The sequence below is a fragment of the Bacillus sp. HNG genome, assembly GCF_003400205.1.
In the GTDB taxonomy this organism is placed as follows: domain Bacteria; phylum Bacillota; class Bacilli; order Bacillales; family Bacillaceae_L; genus Ferdinandcohnia.
Genome location: NZ_QUQV01000008.1, coordinates 45,116 through 59,140 on the forward strand (window position 1 = coordinate 45,116; position 14,025 = coordinate 59,140).

At 35.1% G+C, this 14,025-nt stretch carries 18 protein-coding genes; 3 read left to right on the top strand and 15 right to left on the bottom strand.

All coding sequences use genetic code 11. From position 1 onward, the window contains the following. The first annotated feature begins 339 nt into the window (after window positions 1–339). On the top strand, window positions 340–1,263 hold the full coding sequence (locus DZB84_RS15110; RefSeq protein WP_116353107.1) for a S66 peptidase family protein: 924 nt from the start codon (window positions 340–342) through the stop codon (window positions 1,261–1,263). Between the two features lie 194 nt (window positions 1,264–1,457). On the opposite strand, the gene DZB84_RS15115 is transcribed toward DZB84_RS15110, so the two are convergent. The 11 genes from DZB84_RS15115 to norA all read right to left on the bottom strand — a co-directional run bounded on the left by DZB84_RS15115 (window position 1,458) and on the right by norA (window position 9,383). Then, window positions 1,458–1,910: a GNAT family N-acetyltransferase gene (locus DZB84_RS15115; RefSeq protein ID WP_116353108.1), complete on the bottom strand. Its 453-nt coding sequence runs from the start codon at window positions 1,908–1,910 to the stop codon at window positions 1,458–1,460. Window positions 1,911–1,939: 29 nt separating this feature from the next. Beyond that, complete coding sequence (locus DZB84_RS15120; RefSeq protein WP_116353109.1) at window positions 1,940–2,974, bottom strand: serine hydrolase domain-containing protein; 1,035 nt, start codon at window positions 2,972–2,974, stop codon at window positions 1,940–1,942. Between the two features lie 32 nt (window positions 2,975–3,006). After that, complete coding sequence (locus DZB84_RS15125; protein ID WP_116353110.1) at window positions 3,007–3,465, bottom strand: helix-hairpin-helix domain-containing protein; 459 nt, start codon at window positions 3,463–3,465, stop codon at window positions 3,007–3,009. 37 nt (window positions 3,466–3,502) lie between these two features. Next, the gene (locus tag DZB84_RS15130) at window positions 3,503–4,069 is read right to left on the bottom strand and encodes a nucleotidyltransferase family protein (RefSeq protein WP_116353111.1); all 567 of its coding nucleotides are present in this window, start codon (window positions 4,067–4,069) and stop codon (window positions 3,503–3,505) included. Between the two features lie 304 nt (window positions 4,070–4,373). After that, window positions 4,374–4,808 carry an NUDIX hydrolase gene (locus DZB84_RS15135; RefSeq protein ID WP_116353112.1) on the bottom strand — a complete coding sequence of 145 codons (435 nt, stop codon included), beginning with the start codon at window positions 4,806–4,808 and terminating at the stop codon, window positions 4,374–4,376. 28 nt (window positions 4,809–4,836) lie between these two features. Continuing rightward, window positions 4,837–5,238, bottom strand: coding sequence for a TIR domain-containing protein (locus tag DZB84_RS15140; RefSeq protein ID WP_116353113.1), 402 nt, complete (start codon window positions 5,236–5,238; stop codon window positions 4,837–4,839). A gap of 48 nt (window positions 5,239–5,286) precedes the next feature. After that, on the bottom strand, window positions 5,287–5,778 hold the full coding sequence (locus DZB84_RS15145; protein WP_116353114.1) for an NUDIX hydrolase: 492 nt from the start codon (window positions 5,776–5,778) through the stop codon (window positions 5,287–5,289). Window positions 5,779–5,821: 43 nt separating this feature from the next. Then, the gene (locus DZB84_RS15150) at window positions 5,822–6,253 is read right to left on the bottom strand and encodes an NUDIX hydrolase (protein ID WP_116353115.1); all 432 of its coding nucleotides are present in this window, start codon (window positions 6,251–6,253) and stop codon (window positions 5,822–5,824) included. Window positions 6,254–6,273: 20 nt separating this feature from the next. After that, the gene (locus tag DZB84_RS15155) at window positions 6,274–6,660 is read right to left on the bottom strand and encodes a DUF4440 domain-containing protein (protein WP_116353116.1); all 387 of its coding nucleotides are present in this window, start codon (window positions 6,658–6,660) and stop codon (window positions 6,274–6,276) included. 108 nt (window positions 6,661–6,768) lie between these two features. Continuing rightward, window positions 6,769–7,938: an MFS transporter gene (locus tag DZB84_RS15160; RefSeq protein ID WP_116353117.1), complete on the bottom strand. Its 1,170-nt coding sequence runs from the start codon at window positions 7,936–7,938 to the stop codon at window positions 6,769–6,771. A 242-nt stretch (window positions 7,939–8,180) separates the two neighbouring features. After that, window positions 8,181–9,383 carry a multidrug efflux MFS transporter NorA gene (norA, locus tag DZB84_RS15165; RefSeq protein ID WP_116353118.1) on the bottom strand — a complete coding sequence of 401 codons (1,203 nt, stop codon included), beginning with the start codon at window positions 9,381–9,383 and terminating at the stop codon, window positions 8,181–8,183. Between the two features lie 106 nt (window positions 9,384–9,489). Here norA and DZB84_RS15170 point away from each other — a divergent pair, with 106 nt between their 5' ends. Then, a complete protein-coding gene (locus DZB84_RS15170) occupies window positions 9,490–10,323 on the top strand; it encodes a MerR family transcriptional regulator (protein ID WP_116353119.1) in 834 nt (277 codons plus the stop codon). A gap of 73 nt (window positions 10,324–10,396) precedes the next feature. Continuing rightward, window positions 10,397–10,999 carry a LysE/ArgO family amino acid transporter gene (locus tag DZB84_RS15175; protein WP_116353120.1) on the top strand — a complete coding sequence of 201 codons (603 nt, stop codon included), beginning with the start codon at window positions 10,397–10,399 and terminating at the stop codon, window positions 10,997–10,999. Between the two features lie 14 nt (window positions 11,000–11,013). Here the strand turns inward: DZB84_RS15175 and DZB84_RS15180 are convergent, their stop codons facing one another. From DZB84_RS15180 to DZB84_RS15195, 4 genes are all read right to left on the bottom strand, one after another. Then, on the bottom strand, window positions 11,014–11,364 hold the full coding sequence (locus tag DZB84_RS15180) for a VOC family protein (RefSeq protein WP_116353121.1): 351 nt from the start codon (window positions 11,362–11,364) through the stop codon (window positions 11,014–11,016). 25 nt (window positions 11,365–11,389) lie between these two features. Next, a complete protein-coding gene (locus tag DZB84_RS15185; protein ID WP_223254465.1) occupies window positions 11,390–12,295 on the bottom strand; it encodes an MBL fold metallo-hydrolase in 906 nt (301 codons plus the stop codon). A 146-nt stretch (window positions 12,296–12,441) separates the two neighbouring features. Next, window positions 12,442–12,624 (bottom strand): hypothetical protein, encoded by a 183-nt coding sequence (locus tag DZB84_RS15190; protein WP_116353123.1) that lies wholly within the window; start codon window positions 12,622–12,624, stop codon window positions 12,442–12,444. A 54-nt stretch (window positions 12,625–12,678) separates the two neighbouring features. Then, window positions 12,679–13,476: an HAD family hydrolase gene (locus DZB84_RS15195; RefSeq protein ID WP_116353124.1), complete on the bottom strand. Its 798-nt coding sequence runs from the start codon at window positions 13,474–13,476 to the stop codon at window positions 12,679–12,681. Between the last annotated feature and the right edge of the window lie 549 nt (window positions 13,477–14,025).

Consider the following 14,025-nt stretch of genomic DNA (forward strand, 5'->3'; position numbering starts at 1 on the left):
AAAATGAGTAAGAGATACTTATTCCTTAGTAATAGAAAAGCAACAAAATTCAATATTTAATTGAAAACAAGACATTGCAGTTTCTATTTTTTACCTTTTAGTGCGACATTTTCCAATACTTATAATTAAGAACACCTGATTCTTGAATTAAATTTCCATTGTTAATAATTAGGGAATTAACGTTTTTGGGGTAATTAAAGTTTTCAATTCTAAAATTCCAGAATTAAAACTTTTCAATAAGCACTTAATTAGGAGCTACCTGAAATATGACATATTTCATATAACTTTATAATACCTTTTATTATCATAAATTTTATTTGTGGTGTGGGAGTGGAAAATATGGCAATAAGACCTCCGTTGCTAAAAAGAGGAGATACAATTGGCTTAGTTACGCTTGGCAGCCCTCTTGATGCAAATACTATTAATACTAGGGTCCAATTCTTGAGAAATATTGGCTTTAATATCGTTTTTGGCGAGCATGTTTATTCTCATGGTGGCATTGTAGCGGCAACAGCTCAACAAAGAGCAGATGACTTGATGAATATGTTCAGTGACCCGAGTGTCAACATGATCCTTGCCACCCGTGGAGGGACAGGGGTTCAGACCATTCTTCCTTATCTAAATTTTGAAGTCATAAGACACAATCCTAAAATTATATCTGGTTATAGTGACATGACAGTATTATTAAATACTTTATATCAATTTAGTAATTTAATTACATTCCATAGTTTAATGCTCATTGACTTCCGACCCGAAACACCTGTTTATAACTTCAATCAATTTTTTGAAGCAACTTCTACGTTGATTTCTCCCAGGGGGATCCAGAATCCATCGGACATAGCCCTAATGGGGTTAGTACCAGGAAATGTAACAGGTCCAATCGTGGGTGGTAATATGACCTCGTTAGTCAATGCAATCGGTACACCATATGAAATTAATACAAAAGGAAAAATACTTTTTTTAGAGGAAACCCACGCTCCGGCTACAATGATTTTTAGGTATTTAACTCAATTATCAATGTCTGGTAAATTTGAAGATTGTCTTGGTATTATTATAGGAGAATGTACGAATTGCCCTGTATCTTATGGTACAACATATGAAGATTTAATTACTGCTTTACTAGTCCCCTTAAGAAAACCACTGATAGTCAACCTTACTACAGGCCACGGCTTTTATAAATCCGCTATCCCAATAGGTGCTAATGTCAATCTAAATGCAACAGATCATACATTGACTGTGCTTGAACCAACCGTTTCTTTGTAGTTTGACGTTTTTGTTAAGGGAGGATGAAAACAAAACTCTGTTTTTCTTAATAAACAATATAGGTCTAATACGACAAAATTTAATCATCTTTTGTTCCTTCACTTATTGAACTATCCTGTAACGTTTGTTTAATAAGAAATTCAACAAAAAAGGTGGTTCTCATTCTTAGATCAACGCACCCATTAGTTCAATTTTCATAAAGTTAACGAATAAATACGGGAACTCTCACCCCACGGGTGATAACCTGTACCAATATGGTTGAAGCCGTATTTTTCATATAGCCCAATATGATCTGTACAAAGGTATAAGTTCGAAAAGCCACCTGCTTTTGCATCCTTTTTGGCGCGTTCAAGAAGAATAGAACTATAATTATTTCCTCTATATTTCTCTTCAATGTATACAGCACATACCCATGGATACAGATCCATTCTGCTAATAAAATCATTTGTAATTAGCCCTGCGCAGCCAATTATATTTTCATCCTCCATCAAAAGATACCATTGAGGTAATGGATTAGGACTCGTTATACAATGTTCAATACAATCTTCATATACCATCATGCTTTGTTCACTTGCCCATTTACTTTGAATATATGTAATTGCTAGTTTCATGTATTCAGGATTTTCTTTTATAGAGATTATTTTCATTTTTTGAACCCTCCTGTTAAACCATAACCTTATATTTCAAGAGATTTATAAATTTCACCGATAATTCCTTCCATTTGGTGAACACCTAATTCAGCATTGGTCATGATTACTGCACCTGTCTCTTTATTCGGAAATGCTACCATCATACTTTGAAACCCTACTCCCCAACCAAGTGAGGAAACTTCAAATTCTTTTGTACCTGCATCTTCTAAAAACACTCCTAATCCGGACCATTGCTTATCTCTCTGCGGGCTTATCATTTCCTTTGCTTTACTTGCAGAAATGTCAACGATACTTTCACCTTTTAATGCATTCATTAATTCAATGACCAATTGAGCCAGATCTGTAGTGGTTGTCCATAATCCTGAAGCTGCTGGGTACGGATAGATCGGATAGTTACCTTCCACGATTTCACCATTTTTGTTATGTCCACTTGAAAAGTCTTCATTTCCTACATCTGAGATTTCCGTTACAAATAAGCTATTCTTCATTTTTAATGGTTTAAATAAAAGTTCCTTCGCAACCTGCTTAAATGCTTTTTTTGTAACGTCTTCTATGAGCTGCTGAATAATACAAAAGCCTGCATCAGAATAATGGAATTCACTTTCAGGTTCATACTTTACTTTAATTGTTCCCTTGCAATAAGCTGTTTTCCCCTCTAATAAGTCGACCATAGAAGGAGCGTAAAGACTGGATTTTAGCTCAGTAAAACTTTGTTTAGGATCTAGAATTCCAGATTGATGGCTAAGCAGGTTTCTTAACGTTACCTTTTTCGAATATTCATTTTTAGGTATTTTCCAAGATTCAAGTTTTATGTTTACATCTTCATCTAAATCAAGAAGACCTTGTTCAGTTAATTCTATAACTATCATTCCAGTTAAAAGCTTACTAATAGAACAAGCATTAAAAATGGAATTTTCGGTAACGCTTTTAGCAGTACCCATCTGTTGGACCCCATAGTCCCCTCTTTCACTGATTTGACCTTTTTCAATTAATGCAATGCTTAAACCCGGTACATGATAATGTTTCATACGCTCTGGAATGTTTATATTTTTTAATTTCATAGATTGATTCCCCTTACTTAATCGTAGGCTGCTTATTCATACCAAGCTTTTTGTGGTCTGTCCTTTGGGTATCCATACATTTGACGATATCGCTTTCTTTCATTTGTAAAATCAAACCATTGCTTATTGCTATTCGGGTTGTTCGCAAAATGTATTACACAGCGAATTTGATCTTCAACACAGCTGTCCGTCCATACACCTAATTCCAGTTCCAGTAAGTCAAATAGGGTAGCTCCATCTTTTGTTCTAATATCTTGCAATGAAAAGATATGTAAGTTGTTCACTAGTTTAGAAGCCAACTCAAAACCAACTGTAGGAACAGTTTGGAAATCCGCCAATCCTTTAATCATTCGAGCTCTTTCTTCCGGAACATCTAAAACTTGTCTTATTTGAGAGGTACTAAGCTTGTGAATCTCTCCGATTTTAACCTTTGCTTTTCTAAGCTTTCCTTTTTCCTCAGGCGTTAGTGGTAATTTAGGATTCGTGCCCAAAATACTCCTCCTCTTAATGCAGGTAGTTGAACACAATTTACCCGCGATAGACTTTTATCATTGGCCAGATAGACTTCCAGTTTTTCTTCACGATCCGTTCCTCAAAAATCACAATTCGTTCTTTCGTTTCTGCAAAAAACTTTGTTGGCTTTAACTCCATGTTGATAACATCCTCTATTCCACAAGGAGCCGTTAGAATTACATTTTCTTTATCATCTATTTTCACCCCAAGTGCAGTTGCTGTTTCTGGAAATTTGGAAATGGCATCAACTGCGGATGTATATGGGGGTATATTGTTTACAACGTGCATTCTTGCTTCATTTTTGACCGACCAAGGAATGTTAGGAATAAGACTTCTTAAGTCTTCTTCAAAAAACTTCTCTGTTGATTCATCTATATTTTCTTTATCAAAGTAAATAACATCAACATCAGGTGTATTCGTTCTTTCGGTAAAGCCGTGTAATGTATCCCATATTTTTGAACGTACAAACCCTGCACATATCCACCAGTCAGGTAATTGTAAAGATTTTGCAGCCCTTAATATCTCCATCATCCGGCCATCTTCAGATATTATTTTTATCACATCATCTTCATTTCTTAACATTTTTACATCTCCATAAAATCTATATCTGCATTAATTCTGCTTATTCCCGTTATTTTGTTTATATATTTGTTTAAGCGTGGAGTGGATATTATTTAAAGCTAGTAATATAAACCCTAACATAATAAAAGTGACTATTTCACCAGTAAAAAAGGATACCACGCCTATAACCAAAAAATAAAAACTAAACCACCAATTTTTCATTTTCGTATTCTCTCCTGTATAAAAGACTTATTTTTTTAATAAAGTTCTGTACAAACGCCTCCCAATGAAACGCACCAGTTACTGAATAATTTTTAAATGTATATTATAAAGTCTTCTTTTTAAGGAGATTCTCAGCAGCCTTAATACTATCAATTAACCAAATTGGAGCCTTAGGATGGCTAACGATTTCTTCAGTAGACATCCAATATACAGCATCAACTTCATCTGGGCTTTTAGCAAAAGGTTCTCCTTCATTTAACTCGCATAAGAAAACTACATCAATTACTTCACTACCATCATCTAAACGGAATGAGGTATTTCTTACATAATCCATCTTTCCTTTCACCTTCACTCCAACTTCCTCGAACAATTCCCTTCTTAATGTTCTTTCTAATATATTTTTAGAATTGCCCTCTTTTTCTACAGTCCCGCCTACAAGTGACAATAAACCTCCAGCATGTTCTTCCATCATACTACGTTCAATAATCAACCATTTGTCTTCCTTATAATCGGCACCTTCAACATTCACATAGAACAAACTCTCACCACCTTTTTGAGAAATACCTTTACTCTAAAATTGAATTATCTCCACAAACCTTTTCTATTAATTCTTCAATCGTTCCAATGCTCTTTTCCACATCAGGCAGATGATAAAATGTACTAGTTGTTTCAAAATGATTTATTTCATTATTCGAGGAGTAAAGGTAGATTTTCTTACCTTGTCCAAGTGCTATCCCAAGTTCAATATGACTTCCTTTTCCGGCTGGTAATAAGACTATAAGAAAATCTGATTTTAATACCGCATTTTTCTCTTGGATACCAATTGCTTTTAATTCATTGAATGTCGATGCTCTTTCGTTTTGAGTCCAATCATATGTAAGTAAAAAACCTCTTTTTATTAATTGTTGTGATACATAACGAACCATTTCTACGTTCTTAAAACTTGATGCAATATAAAACTTTTTCATAGTTCCCCCTAGATACTTGGCTAAAAATCCGCTGATCATTGTTACGAATCACAGTTGGTTTAATGCTAAATCAAGTATTTCTTGATAGAGTTCGTTCCAATGGAGATAATACTTTTTTACATCGTTCGGATCTATAAGAAGCCTTTTTTGTGACTCAAACATCGCCAAAAATTCATGTATTTCATGAATGTCCATACGATAAAACACCTGATAGCCTACTCTTGGATAAGGACTAGTCTCATTCCAGTTCGGGTTGTCGCTGTGATCAACCACCATATACCCTAACTGATAGCATCTCCCGGAGACGTAGCCTTCTTCATGCGCTTCACGCTTGATACATTCTTCAGGGGATTCGTTGAACTCAATATGACCTCCTGGGAAGTCCCATCCTCTTTGGTCTAACTTAACTAACAACAACTTGCCATCCTTAAAGCAAAAAGCATGGACACTAGTAATTAACTCCCTTGGTGGTAGTTGTAGAACAGGATTCCATGTTAACTTTACTTTTCCACTTCCCCAGTTCACATATTTTGTGGTCATTTTGCCCTCTCCTAATATACAATGGGTCTTGATATATACTTAATTAAAATTCTATTAAAAAAGGCTGGGAGTCTTCCTCTAAGCAGCATTCAATTCTTTCTCTGAAATTCATAAAAGTTACCATTTCTAGGGCTTGCTCAACCGGATAGAACCCGACTTCCAAGCTTTCTGGTGAAGTGGTTAATTTACCTCCCACTGGCTTAGCTAAGAACAATGTATTGCATATTGATCTGTTCACATTTTGGAAGATGCCACAGAACTTTAACACCTCAATATCAATTCCTGTTTCTTCTTTCGTTTCCCTTATAGCGGCTTCTCTTAATGACTCACCTTCTTCAACCTGTCCACCAGGCATTTCCCAACCTCTTTTAGGTCCGTAAATTAATAAAATTTCATTGTTTTCATTGATTACAATAGTCGCCGCTGAAACGATATGCTTGGGTGGCGAGTACATATTTTGACTGTTTTGTTCCAATTGATTTCATCCTTTCCTTTTTATTTTGAGTAACTTTCCATATGCTGCCTAAATAACTTCCATCCACCTGGTTCTTTTTTAAAAACCTCCATCGCTAAAGCGGTTGCAACTTTTTCCTCTTTCAAATAAAACTCTACAATTGAAGAAAAGATGATCTCGTCATCCGTCCTTAAATTATGAGTTAAATCGGTGTATTTCCAATATGGACTTTTTCCTTCATAACCTTTTATCGTTTCAATGTTATCTAATTTATATGAGTCCGCCCGATAAATTTCAAATTCCTTGTCTGTGTAGTAACCAAAATAGCCGATAAAATCATCCGATATCCAAGCATTAATTTTATCAATATGGCCTTCATTTAAGTCATTCCGATAATCATAAACCGCATTTAGTGCCTCTTGAACCAAAATCTTTCCCTCCTATTGGTTTAAATTACCTATTCTCCTATCCTTTTGGAAAATCCTTCAAAAAAGACAAAAAACATTAGGGGCTAAATATACGAAAAGAGCGCAAAATCAACTTGCGCTCCTTGTTCTATACGTATTCTTTTTCCTACTGCTAACAGAAAGAATTACAGCAATGAATGATAAAATAATGAAGATTCCGGCAGCATATGGATTTAAATTTACTGAAAGTGTATCAACGATTCCAGCTCCAATCACTGAACCGACAGCAACACCTAAGTGAAGGGATGAATTATTTAGACTTTGCTGAATTTCCGACGATTCGGGTGCTATTTCAATCAAATACGATTGCATGGCCGGTGAAATCGCCCAACTGAGAATGCCCCAAATAATTAGTATGATAAAAAATACTGGATAGAAGTCTGTGGAGAACGGAAATACAAAGAATATCGCACTAAATACGATTAAAGCAATCACCATTGTTTTTTTTGAACCTAATAGATCTGCGAGTACACCGCCAATCCCTCCGCCGAATACAGCAGAAACGCCAAAAATTAAATAAATGACACTAATCCAGTTTGCACTAAAATCAGTATTTGCTTCTAAATAAGGCTTGAAATAGGTATACATAATAGAATGACCTGTCATATACAGGAATGTTGTTGTCAGCCCTAAGGTGATTTTGTGATTTTTAAGTGCAGCAAGCTGTTGTCGCAACGGAATTTGAGGTTTTGGCTGTATTTTTCCCATTAAAAGATGAACACCAATAATGGATAATGCTGTCAATACCGTTATAAGTACAAATGGAGCTCTCCAGCCAAAACTATTTCCTAGGATAAGTCCAATCGGCACCCCTAAAACCAATGAGGCACTCACTCCCATTGAGACAATCCCAATCGCCCTACCTTTATACTGTTCGCCTGCTAAGCTTGGCGCCATAACTAAACACAATATGATTAATAGCGCTCCACTTAAAGCTAAGATAATTCTACCTATAAACAATATCGAAAAAGTTGGTGCAAAGACTGTGACGAAACAGCCAATTAGAAAAATATATAAGCAAACTAACATCAACCGTTTTCTTTCAATTTTTGCTGTCATGACGAGTAAAATTGGTGATGCAACCGCAAAAATAACTGCAAAAACAGTGATTAGTAAACCCGCTTGTCCGATTGTTACATGTAAATCCTCTGCTATTAAATCTAAAATGCCACTAATGATCAGCTCAACCATCCCTATTACAAAGGCTATGACCATTAAAAAATAAATACGTTTATCCATGTTGTCTTCCTTCCTAATTAAATCCCACACTTTATACTATCTTTTGATGAAAGTTTACTCAAGAATAACATACTTACATCCTCTTTAGTATTTGATTTCTTCCATTGAAAAAATCATAATGATGATGTAAAGGTTTGAAATCCAAGTTAATACTTTATTCTTGGAAAATGAGTTGGTTATTGCCAAAAAGCACAAAGAAGAAAAATCTTTGTGCTTGCATCTAAATTCAACAACTTTTATAATCACTGACTTACTGAATTAGTAACACTAGCTTTTACTTCTTTTCTAGGTGCTTCTTGCTTTTTCCAGAATAAAGTTAAAACAATTCCCAATGCTAATATCACTGTTGCAAAATAGTAAGGATAATTGATATCGATATCGAATAATATACCTCCTAGAATTGGTCCACTAACATTTGCTAAGCTTGTGAACATCGAGTTCATTCCACCAGCCCATCCCTGCTCATTCCCTGCATTATTCGAAAGATATGAAGTAACTGCAGGTCGGAATAAATCAAATCCTACAAACAGGATAAATGTAACAAGCAATATGGAGAAATATGAATGAACGACTGTCATTAAAAGGACAAGGAAGGCCGACAGAATTAAACTATATCGAATCAGTTTAATTTCTCCCCAAATTCGAGTCAGCCAATCAAATAAAAGAACTTGTGATATAGCGCCAAAAATGGCACCACCTGTAATCACAATGGCTATATCGGATGGTGTAAATTGAAATTTATGGTCCACAAATAAACTAAAGAACGATTCAAAGGCAGCTAAACCAAATGAGGCAATAAAAATTAAAATAAACGCAATGAAATATTTCGGAGCAAAAATCCGCTTGAACCCAACCTGTTCTTGCGATGATTGTTCATGACTTTCTTTTTGTCGTTCTGGCTCTGTTAATAAAACAATTGAAAGTATCGCCGCAATCGTACCAAGTCCACCTGCAAAAAAGAATGGAATTCGTGTTCCCAACTCTGCAAGAAATCCACCTATACCTGGACCTATAATAAAACCTGTGCTAATGGCCGCAGACATATACCCGAGTGCTTTAGGACGAGTCTCCAATGTAGTAATATCTGCAATAAAGGCTGTAACAGCTGGCATAATGAACGCAGCACTAATTCCACCAAAAACTCGCGAAATGAATAAAGTTTCAATTTCTTTTCCGATCCCAAACAAAAACTCTGAGAAGCCGAAAATAAATAAACCAATGACTATCATTATCTTTCTTCCAAACTTATCTACAGCCTTACCTGCAAATGGAGAGGCAATCAATTGAGCAATTGCGAACACAGCGGTTAAATAGCCAACTGTTGTTCCAGTTATCCCTAATTCATTCATTAGCGTTGGTAAAACAGGAATGACAAGACCAATTCCCAAAAATGCAATGAATAAATTCATTAATAATAACCATAAGGTGACTTTATATGTTTTCATCTTTTAATTCTCCTTAACAAAACAAATTCCATTAGACCTTCATTTGTTTACAGATTTTATCCTAGTGTATATAGTTACTATATAGTCAAGGTTGGTGATGTAAATAATGAATGAAAAAAATGTAAAATATTTAACTACTGGTGAATTCGCAAAGCTTTGCAAAGTGAACAAACAGACACTTTTTTACTACGATCAAATTGGCCTGTTGTCTCCCGTATACAAAAATGAAAAAGGGTACCGTTTCTATTCCATTAACCAAATGGAGTTATTCTATGTAATTGATTTATTAAAAGATCTAGATATGTCACTAAATGACATTCAACAATACACGCAAAATAAATCCCCTGAAGGTTTTTTAAGTTTGATGTATCAAAAGAGAGAAGAAATTGTGAAAAAGCGCCAAGAAATTGAAATGAAAGAAAGACTTATTAAGTCAAAAATAGCATTGATGGAAGAAGCCAAACAAATTGACTTTGAACAAATTACGCTTGAACATTTACCTGAAGCCACACTTTATTTAAGCAGAAACATTGAAAATATAACGGATGAAGAATTTTTAGAAGTTATCTCAGAGTTTATTAATGAATTAAATGAATCACAGCTTGATACAGGATATCCTATAGGTGGAATAACGAAACGAGAGCAAGTCTTAAAGGGAGAATTCTCTAAATACAGCTACTTATATATGGAGCAACCAAATCCGAAGGAAGGATACCCATACTTCCAAGCTGTAAAAGGTGATTTTCTCATTGGATATCATTGTGGTGATGATAAGACAATAAATAAAACATATAAGCGACTTTTTTCAGAAATGGAACGTTTAAATCTAACATTAGGAGATTATGTTTTTGAGGAGTATGTATATGATACTGTTGTAGAAAATCAGAAGGAACATTATGTGACCAAAATTATGATACAAGTCAATAACACTAAAGAATAAGCTTGGGGTATTCTACCAAAGCTATTAAACTTAATTGTAATTTTATAGATAGTATGAATAGGGAGTTGAGTAAATGGAAGCTATTCTACATGGAATCATCTTAGCATTTGGACTTATTTTACCTTTAGGTGTACAGAATGTATTTGTTTTTTCACAAGGAGCGACACAGCCAAAACTACTTCGAGCATTTCCAGCGACGATTACAGCTGCAATTTGTGATACACTTTTAATTCTTTTAGCTGTATTTGGCTTATCCGTTATCGTTCTACAATTTGAATGGCTACGGATTGGTCTGATGAGTGCTGGGGTTTTATTTTTACTTTACATGGGGTTTGCAATTTGGCGTTCTGAACCAACTAAAAATGAAACAAACAAAGCATTACCCATTCGTCAACAAATCATTTTTGCTTCATCTGTTTCATTTTTAAATCCTCACGCCATTTTAGATATCGTCGGTGTGATCGGGACAAGCGCCTTAAAATATGTTGGAACCGATCAAATTTTATTTACAGCTGCTTGTATTATCGTATCTTGGTTGTGGTTCTTTGGCTTAACGTTGGCCGGTGCGGTTATGAAAAAAATAGATGGTACTGGTGTCTTAATGAAAATGTTCAACAAATTCTCTGCCATCTTTATCTGGGGAACAGCAATTTATCTTTTAATAGGACTCGTGTGATATACATTTACAATCTATTTCCAAAAGCAAACTTGTAGCTTATTCCCATCGAGGTCATACAGGTCAAAAAAATGATTAACCCCGTCATTTTGTAGTTCGCTAACTTTCACACGTTTTTCTAATAGCACTTTATATACTTCTTCAATATTTTTCGTGTAAAAAATAGGGTAAACTTGACTATTTGCAGGGTTTACCTTTCCCTCCTCAATCGTTAAAGGCACTCCACTATTTCCTACACTCAATATCCGATAATGACCACCATTATAAGAATCGCTTAATCCCAAAACTTCTTGATACCAAGTACTTGCTTTATCAACATTGCTAACGGTTAAGCAAATGGTGTCAATCCGCTCCAATAAACTCATTTCACATTACTCTCCTTCATTTGATTCAGTTTATCAATGCTTTGCGAAGCATTTTCACATTTTGTTGATAAACTCCGGGTGATTTCCAATCTTGATACTCGATTGGAACTTCAATTCCTTCCAAATTTTCGTTTTCTTTTACGATGTTTTTTAGATTAGTTATGTAATGGAGTAGTTTGGATATATCCTGATTTGTCCCGACTGGACCATGACCTGGAATGGCGACATCAAAATCTAAGGCTTCAATTTCTTTCAGTATCTCAACCCACTGGTCAGGGTTTGATTCTTCAAAAAAGGTTGGATGACAGTTTACAAATAATAGATCTCCCATGAATATGACTTTTTCTTCAGGAATAAATAAACAAGCATCACAAAACGAATGCCCACCACCTAGGGTAAAAAGCTTCGCACTACATTTTGGTCCACTAAAAGTATGTTCTCTTTCAATAGTTTGGTTCGGTAAAACAAGTTCTAAGGTTGGCAATGATTTTTCCATTTCTTTTAAAAAGTTAATCTGGTCGTTTAATTCAGGGGTTACTTGTTTTTCTAATGATTGAATGTAGTTTGATAGTCCTTCGATATCGCTTTTCTGTTTGTTCATTCGTGAAGGATGGAGTTCTTTCATTTTTGAATAGGTGATTTCACTTGAGATGATCTTACTTTCTTTGAAGGTTTGGTTACCGCGAATATGGTCACCGTGCCAATGACTATTAATGACCATTGTTACTGGCTGGTTGGTTGTTTTTTCTGCAAACACTTTTAAATCTTCCGAGGCTTGCTGTGTGTTAAACGTATCGAAAATGATTATTTGATTACCGAGGTCAACAAATCCTGCATTGGCTACCGAACCTCCTCCTTCTTTTGCGATTGCAGCGTAGACATGTTGACTGACTTTCTCCAGTGTAAAATGTTTACTATAGAATTCTCCCATCAATTTTCCCTTCCTTTTTTACAAATAAAAAACAGGAACAATCATACTGACGCTCCTGTTGTAGTTATATATTATCTCTTTGTGTGACCCTATAGACAGCTACATTTTTTTGCATTTTTCTATTTACCTCTTGTTAAATTCGATACCTATTGATTTATATCCTTCTCTTTCCCTTGTTTATGTCTATTTTTTTGGTTATATATAAAAAACAATCCCATTGTTAATCCCCATACGATTGTTTTTATAAGTCCTTGAAAATAGTAATCAGTGATTGCTAGAATCAGCATCATACTTATAACACTTAAAGTAATTCGCAAAATAACCTTCACTAAACAAACTCCTTATTCTGTTCCCTAATTATTGACTAGTATTTTCTTATAACCTTACAAAGCAAACGGTTCATATGGTTTACAAAGATAACGTTCAATAAAATCAGCTAATCCATCATTTTGGTGGTGCCCTGTCACAAAATCAGCCGCTGCTTTAACATCTTCACTTGCGTTCCCCATCGCTACACCTGTACCAGCATGGCGAAGCATTTCGATGTCATTGGGTCCATCTCCAATTGCTACAACTTCGTTTGGGTTTATTCGATAGGCATGAATTAAGCTTTTTATCGCAGACCATTTAGACACTTTAGGAGCAACTAATTCAAACCCGTCGTTCCAATCGATGACTTCTGCTTCCTTTTTAAATAAAGCTGAAAACTCAGGATTTGCTGTACCTGTACGCACACTATATTTAAGTACATCTTGATAATCCGCTTGCCTTAAATCCCCAATATATCGTGGCGGAATTTGCCCCACTTCTGTCCAATAATCGATTTCTTCATCTTGTTCCTTACAATAAAGCCCATCTGCTGTATGAACGATAACATTACAAGGTCTTTCAGCAGTCAGATGGTGAAATCGCTCTTCGTTTAATCGGACGGTTCTTGTTTGTATCGCTTTTCCCGTCAATGCATCGTGAATCGCGGCTCCATTCAAACAGATCATGGGAGTTCGCAATCCAATTTCTTTATGGTACGGAGCAGTTACTTCATAGTGTCGACCCGTAGCTAGAAAAACCTTTACTCCCTGATTAATCAACCGATAAATAGCTTCCAAGTTTCGTTGAGAAATGTTATTTGAGGCTGTTAACAATGTCCCATCCATGTCAATAAATAGTGCACGCACATTCATTTAAAATGCCTCCTTATTCGTTGGTAAACCAATCATACCATCCGAATATTAAAGCCAAGTAAACTCTGTGTGCAGATTAAATGAAGTTTATTTGGAAGCAAGCGAAATGCATTTTGGACAACAATGCAATATTTTTGAATTTTATATTGGATAGCTTTCACGTAATGTGAAAAGAACACTGTATAAGAATTTACTTCGTTCGTGAATGCCTTTTATCTGCAGCACTTAGTATAAATAAAAAAGCAAAACACCAGATAATCCCTTGTATAATCGTGAATATCCAAATACCCATATTGAAAAAAAGTGTAAACAGTAATAAAAGAATTGGACTAATAAAGATTAAAGAAAAACCAATTAAAAATGCCTTCTTCTGTGGTAACGCTTTTATTTTTGTTAACATCATTAATTCTTCCCTTTTTTACTATTCCGTTTGTCCATAAAGCCTAAAGCAATTGCCCCAAATATATCCGCAAAAAGTGTAAAGATTGCTTCCACCAAAACCGCTCCTTTGGTTTATTATATTTAATTATACGATTATACAAATGGAAG